A 21679-nucleotide genomic window follows, 5' to 3' on the forward strand; every position below is an offset into this window, starting at 1 on the left:
ACTGCGGTTGCCACCTGCGCGACACGGCTTGGCTCGACGGGCCCTTAGAGTCAGGCGCGCTGGTCAAACCGCAGGAGATTTTCATGATGCCTTGTTATTTGCTTCGTTTCAAAATGGCTTTGACCTGCTGGCTATTGGCGCTGCCTTTTTGGACGGCTGCGCAAAGTGGGCCGAATTTGCCATCTCGCATTGAGCTTCATCCAGTTCAAAGCACGACCTTGACGGGTGACGAATTTTTAAACGGCGCGAAGACAGGCAAGCCCGTGACCTTGGCGGGTGAGTTGCGCCTGCCAGTGGGCACAACGGCCAAATACCCGGTGGTGGTGTTGGTGCATGGCAGCGGCGGCGTGAGCGGCAGCATGGACATGTGGCTGCACCAACTCAACCAAGCTGGCATTGCCACCTTTGTGATCGACACCTTTTCGGGCCGAGGCATTGTGAGCACCGTGCAAGACCAAACCCAGCTGCACAGTTTGGCCATGATGACGGACGCCTACCGTGCCTTGGATCTGCTGGCCAAACACCCGCGCATCGATGCTAAAAAAATCTCGGTGATGGGGTTTTCTAAGGGCGCCGTCGCCTCCATCTTCTCTGCGTCTACCCGGTTCAAAAATGCCTACGGCAGCAGCGCTCAATTCGCGGCACACATCGGGCTTTACACCCCTTGCAACACGCGTTACTTGGGCGACACACAACTCACGGGCGCACCCATGCGATTTTTTCACGGCACTACGGACGACTATGTGAACGTCGCCCCCTGCCGCACTTACGTGCAGGCCTTGAAGCAGCAGGGTATCGATGTCAGCCTCACAGAGTTTCCTGACACCGAACACGGTTACGACAGCCCGTTGGCGCCCAAACGCTTGGCTGTACCAAGCGCACAAAGCACACGCAACTGTTACTTCACCGAGAAGTCGACCGCTGAGTTAGTCAATGAAAAAACAGGCGCGGCTTTCAGCTACACCGACGCCTGCGTGGCGGTGGGCGCGCATGTGGGCCACAACCCTGAATCCACAGCCCAGACCGTGAAAGCGGTCATCGAATTTTTGAAATCTTTAAAAGGTTGACCTTATGTTTCGTTACTTGTCGCGTTTTCTGGCCATGGGCTTGTCGTTGCTCATGACCTGCGCCACTGCGCAAGACTTCTCCAATCGCAAAGAGGGCGTTTGGGTGGCCAAAGATTTCCGTTTTCATACGGGCGAGGTGATGCCGGAGTTGAAAGTGGGCTACACCACCTTGGGCAATCCTGCGAACGAAGCGGTGGTCATCTTGCATGGCACCACCGGCACAGGCGCGGGCATGTTGAGCCCCGCATTCGGTGGCGAGCTGTTTGGCCCAGGCCAAGCCTTGGATGCCAGCAAATACTTTGTCATCTTGCCCGACGCAATTGGCACGGGGCCTTCTAGCAAACCGTCAGATGGCTTGCGCGCCAAGTTCCCGCGCTACAACTACGACGACATGGTGAACGCGCAATTTCGCTTGCTCACGGAAGGACTCAACGTCAAGCATGTGCGACTGATCTTGGGGAATTCGATGGGCGGTATGCAGGTGTGGTTGTGGGGCGTCACGCATCCTCAGTTCATGGATGTGATGGTGCCCATGGCGTCCATGCCCAGCGAAATGTCCGGACGCAATTGGATGATGCGCCGGCTCATCATCGATTCGATTCGCAACGACCCCGAGTGGATGGGCGGCAACTACACCACCCAACCCCGCAGCTGGCAATTTGCCTCGGTCTTTTATGCCACGGCAACCAATGGCGGCAACCAAGCGCTGCAGCGCTTAGCCCCCACGCGCGAAAAAGCCGACCAGTTGCTGGATCAGCGCTTGAAAGCAAATTTCGCGGGTGACGCCAACGATCACCTCTACCAATGGGACTCGTCGCGTGACTACAACCCACTGGCAAGTCTGGAAAAAATCAAAGCCACGGTCATGGCCATCAACTCTGCCGATGACGAGCGCAACCCCCCTGAGCTGGGGGTGATGGACAAAGTGCTCAAACGTATTCCCAATTCACGCTTGCTCTTGATTCCTGCCAGCGACCAGACCGCGGGGCACGGCACAACAGGCCAAGCCAAATGGTGGAAAAGCGACCTTGAGGCTTTGCTCAAATCCGCACCTCGTCTTTCACGTTGACCTAACGACGATGAACTAAGTTTGACGTGAAGGAATGACGATGCACAAAGTTGCTTGGATCTTGGCCTGTGGCCTTTTGGGCGCGGTTCACATGAGCGCGCAAGCGCGTGTGACACGCATCGTCATTGATGAAACGCAGTCCATGCCGGCAGTGGCAGGCTCGGACATCGCTTACGAGCAAATTGCGGGCCGTGCCTTTGGTGAACTGGATGCCAAGTTGCCTGCCAACGCGATCATTCAAGACATTGAATTGGCCAAAGATGCCGATGGCAAAGTGCGTTACATGGCGTCGTTTGTGATTTACAAGCCTGTGGATTTGAAACAAGCCAGTGGCTTGATGTGGCACGACGTGCCCAATCGCGGTCGGGTCTACCCCTTTGCCGCGCAAGAGCGGGCTTTCGGCGACATTGAATTGGCCAGCGCTTGGCAGGGTGACAACGCAGGCTGGACCGCCATTAAGCCGAAGGCCTCTGTGTCAGGCATGCAGTTTTTGCAAGTGCCGGTGGCCAAGCACAAAGATGGTTCGCGTGTGACGGGCCAAGTGTTGGGCCGTATCGTCAACCAAGCGGGACCAAACTCGCAGCCTTTGATCGTGCAAAACAACCCCGTGCCCTACAAGCCCATGGACTTGGACACGTCCAAAGCTACTTTGACATCGCGCGGTTCAGAAAACATGCGGGGTGAGGTGACCGATGAACAACCCATCGCCGCCACCGATTGGGCCTGGGCCAAATGTGATGCCCAAAATCCGTTTCCTGGATTGCCAGACCCCACACAAATTTGTTTGAAACATGGCTTCGATGCCAAGCGCCTCTACCAAGTGGTGTTCACCGCTGCCGATCCTTATGTGTTGGGGGTGGGCTTTGCAGTTTGGCGCGATGTGGGTGTTTTCTTCAAACACGCCAGCGCGGATGATCAAGGCACGCCCAACCCCATTGCCAACTCAGTCAAGCACAGCATTGGCAGAGGCGTGTCGCAGTCGGGCAACTATTTGCGCGGTTGGTTGCACTTGGGTTTTAACCAAGATGAAGCCGGCAAACAGGTGCATGAAGGTCTTTGGCCCATCATCGCTGGGCGTCGTATTGCCTTGAACTTCAGATGGGCACAGCCCGATGGGGTGCTGGAGTTGTACCAAGCGGGCAGTGAAGGTCCGCAGTGGTGGTTGCCGCATCCTGACCCTGTGCGTGGTCTGCCTTCGGCGGGTATTTTGGACCGCTGTACCCGCACCCAAACCTGTCCCAAAATTGTGGAGCATTTTGGGTCTGCCGAGGTCTGGGCTTTGAAGCTCACCCCTGAGTGGGTGGGCACCGATGGCAAACAAGATTTACCTTTACCTTCCAACGTCAAGCGCTATTACATCGCCAGCAGCAACCATGGCGGTGGTGCAGGTGGGTTTGATACCAGCTTGCCGGGCGTTGGGTTGCCCAAGACAGGCCCGATGTGCCCTGGCAATAACTTTGGCCAAGGCGTGTTGCCTGCCAACCCAGTGCCCCACACACAAACCGTGAATGCCTTGCGCGTGCACTTTCGCAATTGGGTCATGAAAGGCACAGAGCCTCCGGCCAGCCGTTACCCCACCTTGGCGCGTGGCGAATTGGCCGTTGCCAGCAAAGACGCCTTGGGCTATCCCCGTTTGCCCGGCTTGCGTGCCACGGTGCCCGAGCGCGACTTCATCATGCCTGTGCACGATTACGACTGGGGCCCAGATTTCAATGCCTTGGACGGGTCAGGCGTACCGTCATTTGCACCGCCTCGCATCAAACAAGTGCTGACGATGTTCGCACCCAAGGTGGACGCCGATGGCAATGAACGCGGCGGCGTTCCCGTGGTGTTGCTTGATGCACCCTTGGGCACCTATTTGGGATGGAACGTCACGGCCGATGGCGCCAAGCCTTTTCACAAGAACGAGATTTGCAATTACGTGGGCGGCATGGTGCCGTTTGCGCGCACAGCGCAAGAACGCCAGGCCAACCAAGATGTGCGGCCCTCTTTGCAAGAGCGTTATGGCTCACATGACGGTTATGTGCAAGCCGTTCGCAAAGCCACAGAACGGGCCGTGAAAGAAGGCTTTTTGCTGCCTGAAGATGCCCAGTCGCTGATTCAAGCGGCCGATGCCAGCGCCGTGCTGCGTTGAGCGAAAACATGAATGTGAAATAAGGAGACAGCTATGAAATTGAACGTGAACGGAACCGTCCGCACCTTGGACGTTGAACCCCAAATGCCTTTGCTCTGGGCCTTGCGCGAAGAGCTGGGACTGACAGGCACCAAATACGGTTGTGGTGTGGCCCAGTGCGGCGCCTGTACCGTGCATCTGAACGGGCAGCCTGCGCGCTCATGCTCGATCCCGGTGTCGGCCGTGGGGCAAATGAAAGTCATCACCGTTGAGGGTTTGTCCAAAAACGCCACGCATGCGGTTCAAAAAGCGTGGACCGAGTTGGATGTGCCTCAATGCGGCTATTGCCAGTCGGGGCAAGTGATGGCAGCAGCAGCGCTGTTGGCGCGTATTCCCAAACCGACTGACGCCGACATCGATGAAGCCATGAACAACATCTGCCGCTGCGGCACCTACCAACGCATTCGCGATGCCATCCATGTGGCTGCTGGACAGGCAAAGTTGGGCGACGTCTTGGCGTCTTACGACCCCGTTAACACCACCCAATTGGCTTGAGGAGCGCAACATGACTGACTTCAACACCTCACGCCGTTCTTTTTTGATGGGGACAGCCACACTCGGTGGCGGCTTGGCCTTGGGCCTGAGCTTCGCCCCAGACGCCATGGCGCAAGCGGCCTACACGACCTTGACGCCCAATGAGATCAACATTTGGGTGGTGGTCAAGCCCGATGACACCTGTGTGATTCGCATTGCCCGTTCCGAAATGGGGCAAGGCACGCGCACGGGTTTGGCGCAATTGGTGGCCGAGGAGCTGGATTGCGATTGGTCCAAAGTGACCACCGAAATGCCAACACCAGGTCAGAGTTTGGCCCGCAACCGCGCTTGGGGCGACATGTCCACAGGCGGAAGCCGAGGCATTCGCACCTCGCATGACTACGTGCGCCGAGGCGGAGCAGCGGCGCGTTTGATGCTGATGCAAGCGGCCGCAAACCGTTGGAACGTGCCTGTGGCTGAGGTGATGACCAAAGAGGGTGTCATTCATCACGCCTTGTCGGGACGGAGTTTGAGTTACGGCAAGGTGGCGGACGATGCCGCCAAACTCACGCCGCCAGACGTCAAAGCCTTGGTGCTCAAAAAGCCTAGCCAGTGGCGCATTGCGGGCAAGTCCATGCGCCGCTTAGACACCGCAGACAAAGTCGATGGTCGCAAAAATTTCAGCATTGATTTGCAGTTGCCGGGCATGCTGAACGCCTCCGTCAAGCAAAGCCCCGTGTTTGGCGGCAAGTTGGTGAGTTACGACGAAAGCAAGATCGCGAAGATGCGTGGCGTCAAAGGCGTGGTCAAGATCAACGACAGCACCTTGGCCGTGGTGGCGGACACGTTTTGGCGCGCCAATACCGCGCTGGCTGCGTTGCCCATCGTGTGGGACGACGGCGTGAACGCCAACGCTTCCAGCGCCACCATCGACGCCATGCTGCGTGAAGGCCTCAAGGCTGAAGGTGATTTTTGGCAACGCAAAGTCGGTGACGCGCCGGCTGCCATTCAGGGTGCGGTCAAGCAAGTAGAAGCAACCTACACCAGCCCGTTCTTGGCGCATGCCACGATGGAGCCGATGAACTGCACGGTGCGCATCACGGGGGACCGTGCTGAAGCTTGGGTGCCTACGCAAAGTGCCGAAGCCTCACTGGCGGCATTGGCGGAAGCTACGGGTTTGCCGTTGGCCAAGTGCGATGTGTACAAGATGGACATCGGTGGCGGCTTTGGCCGTCGTGGTGGTCAGCAAGAGTATGTGAATCAAGCGGCAGAAGTGGCGAAGAAGTTTCCGGGCAAACCCATCAAGCTGGTGTGGAGCCGTGAAGAAGACATGACGCATGACTTTTACCGTCCCATCTCGATGGCCAAGATGTCGGCTGGCATCGATGCACAAGGTCAGATGACCGGTTTCCATGTGCGTGTGTCTGGACAATCTTTGAATGCCTTGTTGTCCCCCATGTCGATCAAGAACAACAAGGACACGCGCCAAATGCAAGGATTTTGGGAGGAGGCTGGTGATGCCCAACTGGGCTACACCTTCCCCACGCTGCTGACCGAATATGTGATGCGCAACACCCACGTTCCCGTGGGGCCTTGGCGTGGTGTGAACACCAACCAAAACGGCATTTATATGGAGTGCTTCTTAGAGGAGTGCGCCAGGGCGGCGGGCAAAGATTCGCTGGAATTTCGCCGTGCGTTGATGAAGAACCATCCCAAGCATTTGGCCGTGCTCAATGCAGCTGCTGAAAAGGGTGACTGGGGCAAGCCGCTGCCAAAGGGTGTGTACCGTGGCATTGCGCAATTCATGGGTTACGCCAGTTACTCGGCCGCGACGGCTGAGGTGTCGGTGTCGTCCAAAGGTGAAGTGCGCCTGCACCGCATGGTGTTTGCGTTGGACTCAGGCCATGTGGTCAACCCCGCTCAAGTGCGCGCACAGATTGAGGGCTCGGTGGTGATGGGCTTGTCGGCTGTCTTCATGGGCGAAAACACGGTGGAGAAGGGGCGCATGAAAGAGCGCAACTTTGACACTTACCCCGTCATGCGCATGCAGCACACACCCAAGGTGGAAACGGTGTTGGTGCCGAGCGGCGACTTCTGGGGTGGTGTGGGCGAGCCCACGATTTGCGTGGTGGGCCCTGCGGTGCTCAACGCGATTTATGCCGCCACAGGTAAGGCACCGCGTGACTTACCTTTGCGCAACCACGGCTTGACGCTGGTCTAACTCAGCGGCGAATCGAAGGCCCGTCCAGCGGCATGCCGTTGGCGCGCACTTTCAAGTACAGCTCCAGTTGACGCAGTTCCGCACTGCCTGGAGCGGGTATTTGGGCTTGTACGCCGGAGTAGCAAGCACGCAAACGTCGGTCCATGCTGCCCAGTGTTTGCCAATTCAAACGGTAAATCGGAAACCCCGTGGGGTGCGCTGGGCTGATGACCTCAGCGCGCAGCTGGGTGCCCACTTTGCCATCGTGGCAATGTACACACGCCAAGTTCATGCGGCCTAGGCGGGTAGCGTAAAGCTGGGTGCCTTGGGTCAAGGCGCTTAGCCAACCCGCTTGTGCTCTTGAGTCTGCGTTGGGCGGCTGCACGTCAATGGCCAAGCCTTGGGCTTGCGCATGAAGGTAGGTGCTGAGTGACAAGGTCTCCGCATCTTCTAGGCTTTTGGCAGGCTGTAGGGTGCGTTGGCGGCACACATTGATTTGATCTTCCAGGTTACGCAGTTCTGGCGTGGCGTTCGTCATCACCACTTTCGGAAAGCGCGTCGCCACGTCTTTCATGGCCTCGGTTTTGGGATGGCAAGCTGAGCACTGAGCCGTCCACAGTGTTTGGCCTTGGTCTCGCCACAGGCTGATGGGGTTGGTGTCGGGATCGCGCTGCATGGCTTGCAGTTGTGGCGTTAAGAACAGCAGCCCACTTTGCCGAGTTTGTGCGTGGACGACCACCGAGAGGCTAGGCATCAACAACAGTGCCAAGAACAGCGCCAAAATTCCAGCGCGGGGAAGTCGCCAGACGCGCATGGGCTTATTCGACCACCAAGAGCTTGCGGGTGCTGCCACTGCGGCCTTGGTCGTCTATCCAAGTCACGGTCAACGTGCCGCCGCCCGGTGGCAGTGTGAGCGGGAAAAACAACATGGGGTTGGCGGCCATGCCCGTGCCCAAGGTGGCCTCAAAAATCAGCGTCTGGTTCAGCGTCACGGTGATGGTTTCTAGGATGTTTTTGGCCACCCGAACCCCTGAGCTGTCGTGCCTGAAGCCAGTTTCCATGTCGTGACCCAGCATGAGTCGTACTTCGACCTCGTTGTTTGGCCGCATCGCACCTGCAATGGTCAAGCGGACGGGGATTTGAAGCGCTGTGGTGGCCATGTCAGGTCTCGTCAAAACAAGCGGTGGCTGTCACGATGATGGGCGACGCCTTGCCCAACTGTTGACCATTGTCGAGCGTGGCGATCACCCATACCTCTTGGGTCATCGCCAAACGAATGCGGGTGTTCAAGCGGTAGCGGGCTTGGGCTTGCTGAAGCTTGAGTCGCAACACGAGGGGGTTGGGGTTTTCAGGCGCCACGATGTCCAAGCTTTGAATGCGTCGGCCTTGCGGCGCTTGTAAAGCGAGTTGCATGGGAATGGCGTTGCTGTTGTCCGAGAGTGGCGGTAGATCGACGGTGATGCCTTGTTCGGACAGCCCGCGTGATTTCAAGTGCGCTTGTGTCAAGTCCTGGGCTTGAGCAAAGCTTGCAACGCTTAGGCTGGCACTGATGGCCGCGAGCTGTTTCAAATGTTGTCGGCGATGGGTCGGCAGGTTTGGCATGGCGCGTGGGTCTGGGTTATTGCAAGGTGCTGAGTGCGGCTGCCACCGCTTGGCGCTGCTCGTGCGTGAGCAGGGGACGCAAGCCGTTGGCTAAGTTCAGTCCCTCGATGCTGCCATAAGGCGGCATCAAGGTGTCAGGTTTGATTTTGCGTGCATCCGTGACCCATTGCAAAAGGGTTGCCGTGTTGTAGCGCCCGCCCACGCCGTCTAATGGCGGTCCAAAACTACCTTGCATACCCACGCCTTTTGGCGCCAGTTTGGTCAGTTGTGTGGTGCTCAGGGCGTGGCACGTCAAGCAGTTGCCTGATTGCCGATCGAGGATGATTTGGAACCCTGCTTCCACTTGGGCATCAACGTCGGTGACAACGCGTGCTGTGTCTGGATGGCGAGGTGGCGTTTGTCCGTGTGAGGCGCTATGCATCAGCCACACACAGAGTACGCTCCAAAGTACCCTGCGTGGGTGGTGGGTTTGGACTTTGTGCTTCATCGTTTGCGCAACCCTAAAAACATCACCGTTGCCACCACCAGCAAGCCACCGATGACTTGGATTGGGGCAATCGCTTGGTCCAGTAAAATCCAAGCCAACACCAAGGCAAACACCGGCTCCACATTCATGATGGCCGAGTTGCCCACCACGCCTAAGCGCGGTAGCACGGTGAACATGATGGTGAACGCTGTGCCATACAAATAAGTGAGCGCGCCTAAGCCCCACCAGCCGGCTGAAGCAGTGGGTAGGTGAAAACCACCCTGCGCTGCCACAACGCTGCTGCCGAGCAGGAACACCAAGCTCATGGTGCTGAGGGTGCGCAGGCGGCCGTCTAAGTCGCCGGCTTCGTGCTGGGTGAACACCAAAGCCAAGCCAAAGGTGGCGGCTGCGGTGAGTGCAAATGCGACGCCGACGCCAATCACGGCCCATTGCGCTTGAGCGCCTAGGCCAGAGGCTGCCCCGAAGACGTCGAGTGCCAGCGCCAAGCCTAAGAGCATCACCGGCATGGCGCGTAGCAATGTCTGGTCAGTCTTGTGTCCGTAGACGATGCGATCCCACAACGCTGTCCAGAGTGGGTAGGTGTTAAAAGCCAGCAGGGCCAAGGCCACAGGCAAACGCGCCACCGATGAATACAGGCACAGGCTCTGAATGCCCACCAGCAGGCCAACAGCCAGCAAACCACGTTTGTGTTGGCGCGTCAACCGCATGGACACACGGTGATGCCATAGCAAGCATGCCACCACAAAAGCCGTGATACCGCTGCGGATGGTCACGGCGGTGGCGACATCCACCCCGTTTTGAAACGCAAATCGAGCCGCCACATGGTTGGAGCCCATCATCAACGCGATGAGCAACAGCGTGGCAAAGGCCGTTGCCGAAAGGCGAGTTCGAGTGACAGTCATTTTTTCAGCATAAGGCAAGGTGAGAAGACGTGCGGTCGCCACCGTGTCTTTTGCGGCAGGAATGACATTTTTGTAACATTAATAATATTTGTAGAATTCCTTACATGATTGAACATACGCCAATTGGTGTATCTGTTAATATCCATATAAAGAATACGTCTAAGACAATTTTGTGAGATTCCCAGTTTTAACATTTGAGGCACTCTCTTGAAAATCGCTTACTTGCGCTATCTCCAGCTGATCGAATCCCTCAATACAGAACCTTCGAGTCGCATGTCGGAGATGGATCCCTTGGCGAAACAGTTGCTGGACAAGATTTTGTTGCGCCACACCCAAGACAATCCCATGACGGTGAGCGACGCCATGGCGTTGTCCTTCATTGCCTCTCCCGCCACGATTCAGCGTAAATTGGATTTGCTGCGCGAATCAGGTCTGATCGAGCAAGTCTTCAAAGGTAAAAACCGCCGTACCAAATATTTGGTAACGACGGCTTTGTCAGAACAATATTTCAAAGACTTGAGCGATGCGATGGCTCAAGCCGTCGCCCAACCTGATGAGATGAGCGCTTAAATCGGGCGTGTCAAGACTTTGCGGAATTTCACAACGCCGCTGCCAAACTGAAGCGCCATGTAGCCGCTGCTGAATTTGTTGTCGATGGCGTCTGCGGTGACAACGCCATTGAGTTTCACAGTCAATTTGTTATTTTTGGCCTTGATTTCTAAGGTGTTCCATTGCCCACCCGCCTTAGGCATCGGTGAGACTTTCGCGACATCCACAATCGCACCTGTGCCGTAGCTTGGGTCAGGGCGCGTGTCCCAAACATTGATTTCGTAGCAGCTGTCAGCTCCAATTTTTTGAGCGTCTTGGCAGCGAATGAAGATACCGCTGTTGGTGTGTGTGTCCACCCAGATTTCTGCGTAAATTTCTTGGTCGGTGAAGGTTTGCTTGCTGACGAGATAACTGGGCCCTTTGCTGCGCAGCAAGTCGGCTTGAATGGCGCCGTCTTGAAGGCGCCAATTGGCATCGCCCACCAAGGTCCAACCATTGAGGTTACTGCTGCTGTCAAAAAGTGCCGTCCAGCCGTGGGCCGGGGGAGATAGTTGGGCGCAGGCGGCCAAGCAAAGGGTTGCGAGTGGTGCAGCCATGCGTTTGAGTAGGGTGAATTTCATGGGGGTGTCTCCAGTTAGCGAAGCTTAAGTCTGGTGCCTCCGACGGGAATCGAACCCATATCTACACCTTAGGAGGGAGTCGTTCTATCCATTGAACTACGGCGGCGGCTGATGTGTATTTTAGAGACTCACTTGCTCAACATCCGCATGGCTTCTTCCAAGCCTTTCAAGGTCATGGGGTACATGCGGTTGCTCATGAGCTGCTGAATGATGCTGACGCTTTGGCGGTATTGCCACACACCTTGCGGTTCAGGGTTGATCCACGCGTATTTAGGGAACGCATGGGTGAGGCGTTGCAGCCATTCAGCGCCCGCCTCTTCGTTGTTGTATTCCACGCTGCCACCGGGCTGCACAATTTCGTACGGGCTCATGGTGGCATCACCAATGAAGATGAGTTTGTAGTCTTTGTTGTACTTGCGCAGGATGTCAACCGTGGCGAATTTCTCGGCAAAGCGGCGTTTGTTGTTGCGCCACATGAAGTCGTACACGCAGTTGTGGAAGTAATAAAACTCCAAGTGTTTGAACTCAGCTTTGGCAGCAGAGAACATCTCTTCCACACGCGCGATGTGATCGTCCATGGTGCCGCCCACATCCATGAGCAGCAGGACTTTCACGTTGTTGTGGCGCTCGGGCCGCATCAAAATATCGAGGTAACCGGCGTTGGCTGCGGTTTTGTGGATGGTGCCTTCCAAGTCCAGTTCTTCGACGGAGCCTTCACGCGCAAAGCGACGCAAACGGCGCAGGGCGACTTTGATATTGCGCGTGCCCAGCTCTTGGGTATCGTCGTAGTCTTGGTAGCTACGCTGGTCCCAGACTTTGACAGCGCTTTTGTTGCCACCTTTGCCGCCAATGCGAACACCTTGTGGGTTGTACCCCCCGTTGCCGAACGGCGATGTGCCGCCTGTGCCGATCCATTTGTTGCCGCCTTCATGGCGTTCTTTTTGTTCTTCAAGACGCTTTTTGAGCGTCTCCATCAACTCGTCCCAGCCCATTTTTTCAATGGCGGCTTTTTGTTCTGGGGTGAGTTCTTTTTGCAGTATTTTCTCGAGCCAGTCCAACGGCACGTCTTTGGTGAAGTCGGTGAGCCTCTCGACGCCTTTGAAGTACGCACCAAAGGCGCGGTCAAATTTGTCGTAGTGTTTTTCATCTTTGACCAAGATGAGGCGACTCAAGAAATAGAAATCATCCAAACTGCAGGCGTCGCTGCCGGGGCCTACCACTTGGGCTTTCAGGGCCTCCAAAAGCGTCAGGTATTCCTTGACGGAGACGGGCAGTTTGGCGGCACGCAGGGTGTAGAAAAAATCGGTCAGCATGGCGTGGGTCAGTCTTCTTTCGCCTTGCGTGTGTGCAATCGGCGGGCCGCTTGTAAGCCAATACCACCGCCCAAGCCCACCAGCAAAATTGCGACCATGCTACCCGCGCCATAGCCTTCGGCAAACAAGTTCAGCCCAAACGTCACGCCTAAGCCATAACCCAGCAGGGCGCCAACCACGAAGCCCAGGGCATCGGTCAAACCTTCAATGAATTGTGCAAGCATGAGCGTGCGATCAGCGGTTGCGGCTTTGCATGAACACCAGTTTTTCAAACAGTGTCACGTCTTGCTCGGTTTTCAACAGCGCGCCGACCAAGGGCGGCACGGCAACTTTCTCATCTGCCGTTTGCAGGACAGACAAGGGAATGTCTTCTGCCACCAGCAGTTTGAGCCAGTCGATGAGTTCACTCGTCGATGGCTTTTTCTTCAAACCGGGTAAGTTGCGAATGTCAAAGAAGGTTTTCATCGCCATGCTCAGCAACTCTTGCTTGATGTTGGGAAAGTGCACGGCCACGATTTGACGCATGGTGTCCGAATCGGGGAACTTGATGTAGTGGAAAAAGCAGCGGCGCAAGAACGCATCAGGCAGCTCTTTTTCGTTGTTCGAGGTGATGAACACCAAGGGACGGTTTTTGGCTTTGATCAGCTGGCGCGTCTCGTAGCAATAAAACTCCATGCGGTCGAGTTCGCGCAACAAGTCGTTGGGAAATTCGATGTCGGCTTTGTCGATCTCGTCAATCAGCAAGGCAATGGGCTCTTCGGCCATGAAGGCTTGCCACAACACGCCTTTGATGATGTAGTTGTCGATGTTTTTGACGCGCTCGCCGCCGTCTAAATCAGACATTTGGCTGTCGCGCAGTCGACTGACCGCGTCGTACTCGTACAAGCCTTGCTGCGCCTTGGTGGTCGATTTGATATGCCACTGCAGCAAAGGCATGCCCAGCGACTGAGCCACCTCTTCGGCCAACATGGTCTTGCCGGTGCCGGGTTCGCCTTTGACCAACAAGGGGCGCTTGAGCGTCATGGCGGCGTTGACGGCCAACATTAAGTCTGGGGTGGTGACGTAGTTCTCGGTACCGGTGAATTTCATGGTGAGGGGCTCTATATAATTGAAGGCTGACTTTAATCAATCTGTCTCGGCTGGATTTGCACTATGAACAAGTTTCTCTCAATCACATTCGCTTTCGTTGTCGCCGCTGCGACCTTTTCAAGCCAAGCGCAAGAGCTCAAAGGCGATGCCAAAGCTGGCGAAACCAAAATTGCCATGTGTATCGGTTGCCACGGCATTATTGGCTACCAAGCCAGTTTCCCTGAAGTTTACAAAGTCCCCAAAATTTCTGGCCAAGGCGAGAAGTACATCGCCAATGCACTGACAGCTTACAAAAAGGGCGAGCGCAAGCACCCCACCATGCGCAGCATTGCGACCAGTTTGACCGAGCAAGACATTGCTGACCTGTCCGCTTACTACAGCGCGCACGGCAAAGTGGAAGGCGCTGTTCTGCCAGAAGCCGCCACCGAAGCCAAAGGTAATGTGGCCGCCTTGTTGACCAAGGGTGCATGCGCCTCTTGTCACGGCGCTAACTTCGCCAAGCCGATTGATCCGAGCTACCCCAAGATTGCGGGCCAATATGCCGACTACCTGTTTGTCGCTTTGAAATCCTACAAAGTGGAAGGCACATCGTCATGGGGCCGTACCAATGGCGTGATGGGTGGTGTTGCCAAGCAGTTCAGCAATGCTGAACTCAAAGAATTGGCCAACTATTTGGCAGCTCAGCAAGGCGACATGAAAACCTTGCCACAGTCGAAATTCCGTTGAACTGAATTTCTTCAAACGTTAAAAAGCCCGCTGCGCGCGGGCTTTTTAACGTCTGTCTGCGGTGAAGTTCAATCCCGCGTAGCTCGCCGTTGCACCGCGTCGATGTAGGCATGACCATCGGGCGGACGACCGCTGCGTTGGCTCTCCCAAATCATTTGGCCCAAAGCGTCCATGGTTTCATGGTGGGCCGTGTGCAAGCTGTCGCGGCGCACGGTCAGCAACTCAACGGCTTGGCGGATGCCGCGAGGCTGGTCGATCGAGCATTGCTCGCTGACCGACAAGTGCATCGACAAATGCAGAAAAGGGTTGACTTGACCATCCTTGACCTCGTACATGCGGGCCAAGGCTGCATCGACGTCGGCAAAGTCGGCGTGGTATTCGGGGTGCTCGGCCACCCATTGACTGGCAAGGGTTTCGAGTGCGTCCATGGGTTGTGCGTCGCGCCATTTGGCGTAGACCGCACAGAAAAAACGCCGTACATCGGCTTGGCTGGGTTCAAACATGGCTGCATTGTCACTCAGGCGTCCTGGCTGGATCACAAGCAGGAGCGATTGGCTATATTCAGCCATCAAGATTCAAAATCAACGAGGAAGACCATGAACCAAGCTTTTATTTGTGACGCTATTCGAACGCCTTTCGGTCGCTACGGGGGCGCGTTGTCGTCCGTGCGTACTGATGATTTGGCCGCTGTACCGCTCAAGGCTTTGATGGCACGTAACCCCAATGTGGATTGGCTGGCCGTGACTGATTTGATTTACGGCTGTGTGAACCAAGCCGGCGAAGACAACCGCAACGTGGCCCACATGGCCAGTTTGTTGGCCGGTTTGCCCATGGAATTACCCGGTGCGACGATCAACCGTTTGTGCGGGTCGGGGCTCGATGCCATCGGCACGGCGGCGCGTGCCATCAAATCTGGTGAGGCCACGATGATGATTGCGGGCGGTGTTGAGAGCATGAGCCGCGCACCCTTTGTGATGCCCAAGGCGGAGAGCGCCTTCAGCCGCAGCAACACCGTGTACGACACCACCATTGGCTGGCGCTTCATCAACAAATTGATGAAAGAAAAGTATGGCGTTGATTCCATGCCCGAGACGGCAGAGAACGTGGCCACCGACTTCAACATCAACCGAGAAGACCAAGACAAGATGGCCTTGGCCAGCCAAATGAAAGCGGTGGCCGCTCAGAAGTCGGGGTTTTTTGACGCTGAAATTTGCCCTGTCACCATCCCCCAGAAAAAGGGCGATGCCGTGGTGGTCAGCCAAGACGAACACCCACGCGCCACCAGCATGGAGTCGCTGGCCAAACTCAAGCCCGTGGTGCGCGCCGACGGCACTGTGACGGCCGGTAATGCCAGTGGCGTGAACGACGGCGCCTGCGCCTTGCTACTGGCCGATGAGAAAACAGCGGCCAAGCAAGGGTTGACGCCCCGCGCGCGCATTGTCGGCATGGCCACGGCTGGCGTACCACCTCGCATCATGGGCATTGGCCCCGCACCTGCCACACAAAAGGTGTTGGCGCTGACAGGGCTGACCTTGGCTGATTTGGATGTCATCGAACTCAACGAAGCTTTTGCCGCGCAAGGCTTGGCCGTGTTGCGTCAACTCGGTTTGCAAGACGACGACCCGCGTGTCAACCCCAATGGCGGCGCGATCGCTTTGGGCCACCCCTTGGGCGCGAGTGGCGCGCGTTTGATGACCACCGCCATCAACCAACTGCACCGCACTGGCGGCCGCTACGCCTTGTGCACCATGTGTATTGGCGTGGGGCAGGGCATTGCCGTGATTGTTGAACGCGTGTAATCACCATGATCAACAAAGTGGCTGACTCCATCGCGCAAGCGCTGGCCAACATCCCCGACCAAGCCACCGTGATGATTGGTGGCTTTGGCACTGCGGGCATTCCGGATGAGCTGATCGAGGGCTTGATTGCCTCGCTGTCTGACAGCGTGGTGCAAGGCCTGACTTTGGTCAACAACAACGCGGGCAATGGCGATTCAGGCATTGCGGCGCTGTTGAAAACGGGGCGTGTGCGCAAGATCATTTGTAGCTTTCCGCGCCAAGCCGACAGCTATGTGTTTGATGAACTTTACCGCTCGGGCAAGGTGGAGTTGGAGTTGGTCCCGCAGGGCAATTTGTCTGAACGCATTCGTGCGGCAGGTGCTGGTGTGGGCGCATTTTTTTCACCCACGGGCTATGGCACCGAATTGGCCAAAAACGCGGATGGCTCGCTCAAAGAAACTCGCGAAATCAATGGTCGCATGTACGTCTTGGAGCACCCCATTCATGCCGATGTGGCTTTGATCAAGGCTGAAAAAGGCGATCGTTGGGGCAACCTGACTTACCGCAAATCGGCCCGCAACTTTGGACCTTCGATGGCCATGGCCGCCAAGCGCACCGTGGCTTCTGTGCATGAGGTGGTCGAATTGGGGGCGTTGGACCCCGAGGTCATCGTTACGCCGGGGATTTTTGTCACCCATGTGGTGAAAGTGCCGCGTGTCGCCACCCAAGGTGGTGGTTTTAAGAAGGAGGCTTGAGCATGGCCTACACCCGCAGAACCAAAGACCAAATGGCCGCCCGCGTGGCGCAGGACATGCCCGAAGGCGCCTATGTGAATTTGGGCATTGGCATGCCCACCTTGGTGGCCAACCACCTGCCAGCCGGCTTAGAAATTATTTTGCACAGCGAGAACGGCATCTTGGGCATGGGCCCTGCGCCAGCTGCAGGCGAAGAAGATTTTGACTTGATCAACGCGGGTAAGCAGCCCGTGACCCTGATGCCGGGTGGGTCGTATTTTCACCACACCGACAGCTTCGCCATGATGCGTGGCGGCCACTTGGACATTTGCGTGTTGGGCGCATTTCAAGTCAGCGAGCATGGCGATTTGGCCAATTGGCACACCGGCGAACCCGGTGCGATTCCCGCAGTAGGCGGAGCCATGGATTTGGCGATTGGTGCCAAGCAAACCTGGGTGATGATGGATTTGCTCACCAAGCAAGGCCAAAGCAAAGTGGTCAGTCAGTGCACGTATCCGCTCACTGGCTTGGCGTGTGTGAAGCGCATTTACACCGACTTGGCCACCTTGGTGGTGTCACCCCAAGGCTTGCAGTTGGTCGACTGTGTGGACGGCTTGTCGCATGCTGAGCTAGAGCAGTTGGTCGGGTTGAAAATTCAGGCGTAAAAAAAGCACTCAGCGTTCGCCGCTGAGTGCTTGCTCGATTCGGCTTGGCTTACTGCTCAGCGAAAGCACGCTCAATCACAAAATCACCAGGCTTGGTGGTGTTGCCTTCTTGAAATTGGCGTTCTTCCAGCATGTGCTTCAAGTCTTTGAGCATTTGTGGGCTACCGCAAATCATGACGCGGTCGCTCACGGGGTCGAGTGCAGGCAGACCGAGGTCGCTGAACATCTTGCCGCTTTCCATCGCATCGGTTAGGCGGCCTTGGTTGCGGAACGGCTCGCGGGTGACGGTGGGGTAGTAGAGCAGCTGCTTGCTGACCATCTCGCCCAAAAACTCATGCTTGGGCAGCTCTTGGGTGATGTAGTCGTGGTAGGCCAGTTCTTTGACTTCACGCACGCCGTGCACCAAGATCACTTTTTCAAAGCGCTCATAGGTGTCGGGGTCGCGGATGACGCTCAAGAACGGCGCCATGCCTGTGCCTGTGGAGAGCAAATACAGGTTCTTGCCTGGTAACAAATAGTCGATCAACAAAGTGCCTGTGGGCTTACGGCCCACCACGATTTTGTCGCCGACTTTGATGTGTTGAAGCTTGGAGGTGAGCGGGCCGTCTGGCACCTTGATGCTCAAAAACTCCAGATGCTCTTCGTAATTGGGGCTGACGATGCTGTACGCGCGCAGCAACGGCTTGCCGTTTTCGCCACGCAGGCCAATCATGGTGAAGTGGCCGTTGGAGAAACGCAGCGCTTGGTCACGGGTGGTGGTGAAGCTGAACAGGCGATCGGTCCAGTGATGGACGGACAAAACTTCTTCTTCGAGAAATGCACTCATGGGTTGAATAAATCTATAGAAATCAAGCCTCTAGTGTAGGTCAGTGCTTCAAACGCTGGGCTATAAGAACTTGAGCAAAGTTGCATATGGGGTGGGCACGGTGTTCGGGTGGGGTGATACATTTCTTAGCGTTTATTTTCTTATTTTTGTGTTTTTTACCCGATGTCAGACGTCACCCCTTCTTTGCCTTTGACTGATTTACCAGGTCACCACATCCGCCGTTTGCAACAAATTGCGGTGGGCTTGTTCATGGAAGAGACTCAGGCGTTTGGGCTCACGCCGGTGCAGTTTGCGGCGCTGAATGCGGTCGTCGCTCACCCGGGCATTGACCAAAGCACCTTAGCCGCCAGCATTGGGTTTGACACATCGACCATCGGTGGTGTGGTGGACCGCTTAGAAGCGCGTGCTTGGGTGAAGCGTCAGGTCTCGCCTGAGGACAGGCGAGCCCGTTTGTTGTATGCGACGCCCGAAGGGGCGCAGCTGCTTGTTCAGGTGCGTCCTTCGGTGTTGCGGACGCAGCAACGTATCTTGGGGCCCTTGTCTGAAGCGCAGCAACAAGAGTTTGTGAGTATGTTGATGGTTTTGGTCGAAGCCAACAACGATGCCAGCCGCGCACCGCGCAGTGGCGAATGAGGTAATCGTTTTAAGACGACTCGCTGTCTCTTCGTCGACAGCACGAACTTTGCAGTTGTTTCAATGTGCGTCAAAGTCGTGTCCATGAAAATATTCAACACATTGCAAGACGTTCAAGCGTCGGTCGGTCAAGCAGGCGTTGTCAGCGATTGGCTGACCGTGACGCAAGACCAAGTTAACCAATTTGCCCAAGCCACTGGTGACCACCAGTGGATTCACATTGATCCTGAGCGTGCCAAAGAAGGACCTTTTGGCACCACCATCGCACATGGTTTTTTGACCTTGTCGCTGTTGCCGAGTTTTTACGCCACCGCCTTCAAGGTGGACAACGTGCGCATGGGGGTGAATTACGGCTTGAACAAGGTTCGCTTCACCTCGCCTGTCCCCGTGGGCAGCCGTTTGCGGGCGCACATGGTGCTGCAAGCTTGCGAGCCGATTGACGGCAACGGGATGCAGCTGACTTGGCAAGTGACGGTGCAACGCGAGGGTTCTGAAAAACCTGTGTGTGTGGCCGAGTCACTGACTAGGCTTTATGCGTAAACCCGTTTTGTCGCCAAGCTTCAAACACGATCACCGCGACGGCGTTTGACAGGTTGAGGCTGCGTTGGCCCTCGCGCATGGGCAAACGCAGGCGTTGGTTGAGGGGGAAGGTGTCGCGCACTTCAGCAGGCAAACCGCTGGTTTCTGAACCAAAAACCAACCAGTCGCCCGGCTGGAATGCCACGTCGTGTGCTGTGCCCGAGCCCTTAGTGGTGAGGGCGAACAGGCGATCTGTGGCTGGCTTGGCGTCTTTTAAAAATGACGCCCAATTGGCATGGCGCAAAACCGGCGCGTACTCGTGGTAGTCGAGGCCGGCACGGCGCATGTGCTTGTCATCCATCGAAAACCCCAAGGGTTCTATCAAATGCAAGCTGCAACCTGTGTTGGCCGCTAAGCGGATGATGTTGCCCGTGTTGGGGGGGATTTCTGGGTGCACGAGGACGATATGAAACATGCCTACATTGTCTCGCGTGTTTCCGTACGTGCAAAGACCACGGCCGTGATGTGTGAGGCACCCGCGGCACGCAATGTGCGCGCCGCCTCGAACAACGATGCCCCAGTGGTCATCACATCGTCCACCAACACGACGCGTTGACCGTGCACGAAAGCCATGCGCGCGGGGTCTATCCAAAAAGCATCGCGCACGTTTTCAAATCGGGCGTCGCGCTCAGCCCCAACTTGATGGGCGCTGTCTGTGGCACGTTGCAAGGTGTGGGCGTCTGCTTTGTCGGGGGCGAGGTGACGGGCCAGTTCGAAGGCTTGGTTAAAACCGCGTTCGCGCAGCCGTTGGGCAGATAAAGGCATGGCGATCACGGCGTGTGCCGCGTCTAGGGCCGGTTCCACCCAAGGCGCATGCCGCATGACCTCGGCCAAGCTGCGGCCCAGGCTCGGGTCAGCTTGAAATTTGAAGCGAGCGATGCATTCAGACCATGGGAATGAGTAACTCACCGCTGCCACGCAGGCATCCAGTGGCGGCGGGTTTTGGGTGCATGGGTGGCAAGTGGCTTGATTGAGGGTCAGGGCGCAGCTTGGGCAGCGTACCCGCGGTTGTGCATAGAGGGCTATGCAGTTTTCACACACGGGTCGGCTAGGCCAAGCTTGGCAAACCTGGCAAAGGCTTGGCCAATGGTGTAACTTGAGAAATGGGTTCAACCCAAGTCCGAACAAGGCTTTGCTGCGGGATGCAAACGTCATGCCTCAATATACTGCTGACCCATGTCCGAACTTGTCACTGACTCTCCCCCAACCCTTGACCCTATTGCCAGCGCCCGTTGGGCGCAGTGGCCCCACGCGCAGTCGCCTTGGCTGAATGAAGAGGTCGGGCGTCGAATGGCAGACCGCCTGCAATGGATTCGTCTCGAACCGCAACGCTGGGTGGACTGGGCACCTCTGAGCGGAGGTCTCCAAACTCACAGAACCGTGCAGGCTCGCTACCCCAAGGCCTTGTGTGATGTGGTGGAGTCCACTGCAGCGCTTGCTGCAAGGGCTAAAAAAGAGCTGCAAGCCCCCTGGTGGCAGAGGTTGGCGCGTTCTGATGTCGTGTCAATGGATCAACCCGAATCCGGCGCAGCAGAGATGGTGTGGGCCAATATGGCGCTGCATACCGCCGCTGACCCACAGGCTTTGTTGCGTCAATGGCACGACATGCTGGCAGTCGACGGATTTTTGATGTTCTCGTGTCTTGGGCCTGACACCCTGCGCGAGTTGCACGCCGCCTACTACAAAGCGGGTTGGCCACCAGCCAGCCATGCGTTCACCGATATGCACGATTGGGGTGATATGTTGGTACAAGCAGGTTTTGCGGAGCCTGTCATGGACATGGAGCGCATCACCCTCACGTATGACAGCCCAGCGAGCCTGATCGCCGAATGCCGAGTTTTGGGTCGTAATTTGCACCGCGGTCGATTTGCCAATTTGCGTGGACGGACCTGGCGTGCCCAGCTGGAGCAGATCTTGTCGACGCTGGCTCAGCCCTCGCAAGACGGACGATTGGTGGTCACGGTTGAGGTCATTTACGGCCATGCCTTGAAACCCCTACCACGTGCCAAGATGAGCAGTGAAAGCACCGTGACACTTCAGGCCATGAGGTCTCTGCTGAATCAGTCGAAGCGCGGTTGAGGCTTGCTAGAATGCGAGTTGGATTTTTTATAGGGCAAACACCAACCCCCGATGCTGAGTCAAATCAGTATTTGACGTGTGTTTGTAAAGCTGAGGGCTATCAATTGAGGCAAT

26 protein-coding genes and 1 tRNA gene are annotated in these 21679 nt (G+C 56.5%); 13 read left to right on the forward strand and 14 right to left on the reverse strand.

The window, feature by feature from the left end; all coding sequences use genetic code 11:
• The first annotated feature begins 83 nt into the window (after positions 1–83).
• From B9Z42_RS05815 to B9Z42_RS05835, 5 genes are read left to right on the forward strand one after another with little or no spacing between them, the layout of a single operon-like run.
• Positions 84–1067, forward strand: a complete 984-nt coding sequence (locus tag B9Z42_RS05815) for a dienelactone hydrolase family protein (protein WP_199171991.1) — start codon at positions 84–86, stop codon at positions 1065–1067.
• A 4-nt stretch (positions 1068–1071) separates the two neighbouring features.
• Complete coding sequence (locus B9Z42_RS05820; RefSeq protein ID WP_100132418.1) at positions 1072–2136, forward strand: alpha/beta fold hydrolase; 1065 nt, start codon at positions 1072–1074, stop codon at positions 2134–2136.
• 40 nt (positions 2137–2176) lie between these two features.
• The gene (locus tag B9Z42_RS05825) at positions 2177–4270 is read left to right on the forward strand and encodes an alpha/beta hydrolase domain-containing protein (RefSeq protein WP_233203547.1); all 2094 of its coding nucleotides are present in this window, start codon (positions 2177–2179) and stop codon (positions 4268–4270) included.
• 33 nt (positions 4271–4303) lie between these two features.
• Complete coding sequence (locus B9Z42_RS05830; RefSeq protein WP_100132419.1) at positions 4304–4804, forward strand: (2Fe-2S)-binding protein; 501 nt, start codon at positions 4304–4306, stop codon at positions 4802–4804.
• Between the two features lie 10 nt (positions 4805–4814).
• Positions 4815–7004, forward strand: a complete 2190-nt coding sequence (locus B9Z42_RS05835; RefSeq protein ID WP_100132420.1) for a xanthine dehydrogenase family protein molybdopterin-binding subunit — start codon at positions 4815–4817, stop codon at positions 7002–7004.
• A 1-nt stretch (position 7005) separates the two neighbouring features.
• Here B9Z42_RS05835 and soxA read toward each other — a convergent pair whose 3' ends face one another.
• From soxA to B9Z42_RS05860, 5 genes are read right to left on the reverse strand one after another with little or no spacing between them, the layout of a single operon-like run.
• Complete coding sequence (soxA, locus tag B9Z42_RS05840; protein WP_100132421.1) at positions 7006–7797, reverse strand: sulfur oxidation c-type cytochrome SoxA; 792 nt, start codon at positions 7795–7797, stop codon at positions 7006–7008.
• A 4-nt stretch (positions 7798–7801) separates the two neighbouring features.
• The gene (locus tag B9Z42_RS05845) at positions 7802–8143 is read right to left on the reverse strand and encodes a thiosulfate oxidation carrier complex protein SoxZ (RefSeq protein ID WP_100132422.1); all 342 of its coding nucleotides are present in this window, start codon (positions 8141–8143) and stop codon (positions 7802–7804) included.
• Position 8144: 1 nt separating this feature from the next.
• Positions 8145–8552: a thiosulfate oxidation carrier protein SoxY gene (locus B9Z42_RS05850; protein ID WP_158235912.1), complete on the reverse strand. Its 408-nt coding sequence runs from the start codon at positions 8550–8552 to the stop codon at positions 8145–8147.
• Positions 8553–8601: 49 nt separating this feature from the next.
• Positions 8602–9072, reverse strand: a complete 471-nt coding sequence (locus B9Z42_RS05855) for a c-type cytochrome (RefSeq protein WP_158235913.1) — start codon at positions 9070–9072, stop codon at positions 8602–8604.
• Positions 9069–9974, reverse strand: a complete 906-nt coding sequence (locus B9Z42_RS05860) for a DMT family transporter (protein WP_100132425.1) — start codon at positions 9972–9974, stop codon at positions 9069–9071. The genes B9Z42_RS05855 and B9Z42_RS05860 overlap by 4 nt, the downstream gene beginning before the upstream one ends.
• Positions 9975–10181: 207 nt before the next feature.
• On the opposite strand from B9Z42_RS05860, the gene B9Z42_RS05865 reads away from it, so the two are divergent.
• Positions 10182–10544 carry a hypothetical protein gene (locus B9Z42_RS05865; RefSeq protein ID WP_100132426.1) on the forward strand — a complete coding sequence of 121 codons (363 nt, stop codon included), beginning with the start codon at positions 10182–10184 and terminating at the stop codon, positions 10542–10544.
• Here B9Z42_RS05865 and B9Z42_RS05870 read toward each other — a convergent pair.
• From B9Z42_RS05870 to B9Z42_RS05890, 5 genes are all read right to left on the reverse strand, one after another.
• Complete coding sequence (locus B9Z42_RS05870) at positions 10541–11143, reverse strand: DUF1080 domain-containing protein (RefSeq protein WP_199171992.1); 603 nt, start codon at positions 11141–11143, stop codon at positions 10541–10543. The genes B9Z42_RS05865 and B9Z42_RS05870 overlap by 4 nt on opposite strands.
• Before the next feature lie 31 nt (positions 11144–11174).
• Positions 11175–11249, reverse strand: a tRNA-Arg gene (locus B9Z42_RS05875).
• 22 nt (positions 11250–11271) lie between these two features.
• Positions 11272–12456, reverse strand: coding sequence for a VWA domain-containing protein (locus B9Z42_RS05880; protein ID WP_100132427.1), 1185 nt, complete (start codon positions 12454–12456; stop codon positions 11272–11274).
• An 8-nt stretch (positions 12457–12464) separates the two neighbouring features.
• Positions 12465–12680 (reverse strand): hypothetical protein, encoded by a 216-nt coding sequence (locus B9Z42_RS05885; RefSeq protein ID WP_100132428.1) that lies wholly within the window; start codon positions 12678–12680, stop codon positions 12465–12467.
• A 10-nt stretch (positions 12681–12690) separates the two neighbouring features.
• A complete protein-coding gene (locus B9Z42_RS05890; protein WP_100132429.1) occupies positions 12691–13545 on the reverse strand; it encodes a MoxR family ATPase in 855 nt (284 codons plus the stop codon).
• Positions 13546–13608: 63 nt separating this feature from the next.
• Here B9Z42_RS05890 and B9Z42_RS05895 point away from each other — a divergent pair, with 63 nt between their 5' ends.
• Positions 13609–14271 carry a cytochrome c gene (locus tag B9Z42_RS05895; RefSeq protein ID WP_100132430.1) on the forward strand — a complete coding sequence of 221 codons (663 nt, stop codon included), beginning with the start codon at positions 13609–13611 and terminating at the stop codon, positions 14269–14271.
• A 68-nt stretch (positions 14272–14339) separates the two neighbouring features.
• Here B9Z42_RS05895 and B9Z42_RS05900 read toward each other — a convergent pair whose 3' ends face one another.
• A complete protein-coding gene (locus B9Z42_RS05900; protein WP_100132762.1) occupies positions 14340–14774 on the reverse strand; it encodes a DUF1841 family protein in 435 nt (144 codons plus the stop codon).
• Between the two features lie 93 nt (positions 14775–14867).
• Between B9Z42_RS05900 and pcaF the strand changes: the two genes are divergently transcribed.
• Genes pcaF through B9Z42_RS05915 form a run of 3 tightly spaced genes read left to right on the forward strand, consistent with a single transcriptional unit; the run spans position 14868 to position 17448 of the window.
• The gene (pcaF, locus tag B9Z42_RS05905) at positions 14868–16070 is read left to right on the forward strand and encodes a 3-oxoadipyl-CoA thiolase (RefSeq protein WP_100132431.1); all 1203 of its coding nucleotides are present in this window, start codon (positions 14868–14870) and stop codon (positions 16068–16070) included.
• A 5-nt stretch (positions 16071–16075) separates the two neighbouring features.
• On the forward strand, positions 16076–16804 hold the full coding sequence (locus B9Z42_RS05910; protein ID WP_100132432.1) for a 3-oxoacid CoA-transferase subunit A: 729 nt from the start codon (positions 16076–16078) through the stop codon (positions 16802–16804).
• A gap of 2 nt (positions 16805–16806) precedes the next feature.
• Positions 16807–17448, forward strand: coding sequence for a 3-oxoacid CoA-transferase subunit B (locus B9Z42_RS05915; protein WP_100132433.1), 642 nt, complete (start codon positions 16807–16809; stop codon positions 17446–17448).
• Between the two features lie 49 nt (positions 17449–17497).
• Here the strand turns inward: B9Z42_RS05915 and B9Z42_RS05920 are convergent, their stop codons facing one another.
• On the reverse strand, positions 17498–18274 hold the full coding sequence (locus B9Z42_RS05920) for a ferredoxin--NADP reductase (protein WP_100132434.1): 777 nt from the start codon (positions 18272–18274) through the stop codon (positions 17498–17500).
• 162 nt (positions 18275–18436) lie between these two features.
• Between B9Z42_RS05920 and B9Z42_RS05925 the strand changes: the two genes are divergently transcribed.
• On the forward strand, positions 18437–18907 hold the full coding sequence (locus B9Z42_RS05925) for a MarR family winged helix-turn-helix transcriptional regulator (RefSeq protein ID WP_100132435.1): 471 nt from the start codon (positions 18437–18439) through the stop codon (positions 18905–18907).
• 84 nt (positions 18908–18991) lie between these two features.
• Complete coding sequence (locus B9Z42_RS05930) at positions 18992–19447, forward strand: MaoC family dehydratase (protein WP_100132763.1); 456 nt, start codon at positions 18992–18994, stop codon at positions 19445–19447.
• Here the strand turns inward: B9Z42_RS05930 and trmL are convergent.
• Both trmL and B9Z42_RS05940 read right to left on the reverse strand, forming a co-directional pair.
• Complete coding sequence (gene trmL, locus B9Z42_RS05935; protein ID WP_100132436.1) at positions 19431–19901, reverse strand: tRNA (uridine(34)/cytosine(34)/5-carboxymethylaminomethyluridine(34)-2'-O)-methyltransferase TrmL; 471 nt, start codon at positions 19899–19901, stop codon at positions 19431–19433. The genes B9Z42_RS05930 and trmL overlap by 17 nt on opposite strands.
• A gap of 2 nt (positions 19902–19903) precedes the next feature.
• Positions 19904–20404 carry a ComF family protein gene (locus B9Z42_RS05940; RefSeq protein ID WP_369806845.1) on the reverse strand — a complete coding sequence of 167 codons (501 nt, stop codon included), beginning with the start codon at positions 20402–20404 and terminating at the stop codon, positions 19904–19906.
• 258 nt (positions 20405–20662) lie between these two features.
• Here B9Z42_RS05940 and B9Z42_RS05945 point away from each other — a divergent pair, with 258 nt between their 5' ends.
• The gene (locus B9Z42_RS05945; RefSeq protein WP_100132438.1) at positions 20663–21565 is read left to right on the forward strand and encodes a trans-aconitate 2-methyltransferase; all 903 of its coding nucleotides are present in this window, start codon (positions 20663–20665) and stop codon (positions 21563–21565) included.
• Positions 21566–21679 lie beyond the last annotated feature (114 nt).

Source organism: Limnohabitans sp. B9-3 (assembly GCF_002778325.1).
Lineage (GTDB): Bacteria > Pseudomonadota > Gammaproteobacteria > Burkholderiales > Burkholderiaceae_C > Limnohabitans > Limnohabitans kasalickyi.

Bases quoted from the DNA above. Each gene is read 5' to 3' on its own strand.
- B9Z42_RS05820 (WP_100132418.1), top strand. From the start codon at position 1,072: ATGTTTCGTTACTTGTCGCGTTTTCTGGCCATGGGCTTGTCGTTGCTC.
- B9Z42_RS05825 (WP_233203547.1), top strand. From the start codon at position 2,177: ATGCACAAAGTTGCTTGGATCTTGGCCTGTGGCCTTTTGGGCGCGGTT.
- pcaF (WP_100132431.1), top strand. From the start codon at position 14,868: ATGAACCAAGCTTTTATTTGTGACGCTATTCGAACGCCTTTCGGTCGC.
- B9Z42_RS05845 (WP_100132422.1), bottom strand. From the start codon at position 8,143: ATGGCCACCACAGCGCTTCAAATCCCCGTCCGCTTGACCATTGCAGGT.
- B9Z42_RS05890 (WP_100132429.1), bottom strand. From the start codon at position 13,545: ATGAAATTCACCGGTACCGAGAACTACGTCACCACCCCAGACTTAATG.
- B9Z42_RS05930 (WP_100132763.1), top strand. From the start codon at position 18,992: ATGAAAATATTCAACACATTGCAAGACGTTCAAGCGTCGGTCGGTCAA.
- B9Z42_RS05925 (WP_100132435.1), top strand. From the start codon at position 18,437: ATGTCAGACGTCACCCCTTCTTTGCCTTTGACTGATTTACCAGGTCAC.
- B9Z42_RS05835 (WP_100132420.1), top strand. From the start codon at position 4,815: ATGACTGACTTCAACACCTCACGCCGTTCTTTTTTGATGGGGACAGCC.
- B9Z42_RS05855 (WP_158235913.1), bottom strand. From the start codon at position 9,072: ATGAAGCACAAAGTCCAAACCCACCACCCACGCAGGGTACTTTGGAGC.
- B9Z42_RS05880 (WP_100132427.1), bottom strand. From the start codon at position 12,456: ATGCTGACCGATTTTTTCTACACCCTGCGTGCCGCCAAACTGCCCGTC.
- B9Z42_RS05915 (WP_100132433.1), top strand. From the start codon at position 16,807: ATGGCCTACACCCGCAGAACCAAAGACCAAATGGCCGCCCGCGTGGCG.
- B9Z42_RS05895 (WP_100132430.1), top strand. From the start codon at position 13,609: ATGAACAAGTTTCTCTCAATCACATTCGCTTTCGTTGTCGCCGCTGCG.
- B9Z42_RS05860 (WP_100132425.1), bottom strand. From the start codon at position 9,974: ATGACTGTCACTCGAACTCGCCTTTCGGCAACGGCCTTTGCCACGCTG.
- B9Z42_RS05830 (WP_100132419.1), top strand. From the start codon at position 4,304: ATGAAATTGAACGTGAACGGAACCGTCCGCACCTTGGACGTTGAACCC.
- trmL (WP_100132436.1), bottom strand. From the start codon at position 19,901: ATGTTTCATATCGTCCTCGTGCACCCAGAAATCCCCCCCAACACGGGC.
- B9Z42_RS05815 (WP_199171991.1), top strand. From the start codon at position 84: ATGATGCCTTGTTATTTGCTTCGTTTCAAAATGGCTTTGACCTGCTGG.
- B9Z42_RS05920 (WP_100132434.1), bottom strand. From the start codon at position 18,274: ATGAGTGCATTTCTCGAAGAAGAAGTTTTGTCCGTCCATCACTGGACC.
- soxA (WP_100132421.1), bottom strand. From the start codon at position 7,797: ATGCGCGTCTGGCGACTTCCCCGCGCTGGAATTTTGGCGCTGTTCTTG.
- B9Z42_RS05910 (WP_100132432.1), top strand. From the start codon at position 16,076: ATGATCAACAAAGTGGCTGACTCCATCGCGCAAGCGCTGGCCAACATC.
- B9Z42_RS05885 (WP_100132428.1), bottom strand. From the start codon at position 12,680: ATGCTTGCACAATTCATTGAAGGTTTGACCGATGCCCTGGGCTTCGTG.
- B9Z42_RS05900 (WP_100132762.1), bottom strand. From the start codon at position 14,774: ATGTTTGAACCCAGCCAAGCCGATGTACGGCGTTTTTTCTGTGCGGTC.
- B9Z42_RS05945 (WP_100132438.1), top strand. From the start codon at position 20,663: ATGTCCGAACTTGTCACTGACTCTCCCCCAACCCTTGACCCTATTGCC.
- B9Z42_RS05870 (WP_199171992.1), bottom strand. From the start codon at position 11,143: ATGAAATTCACCCTACTCAAACGCATGGCTGCACCACTCGCAACCCTT.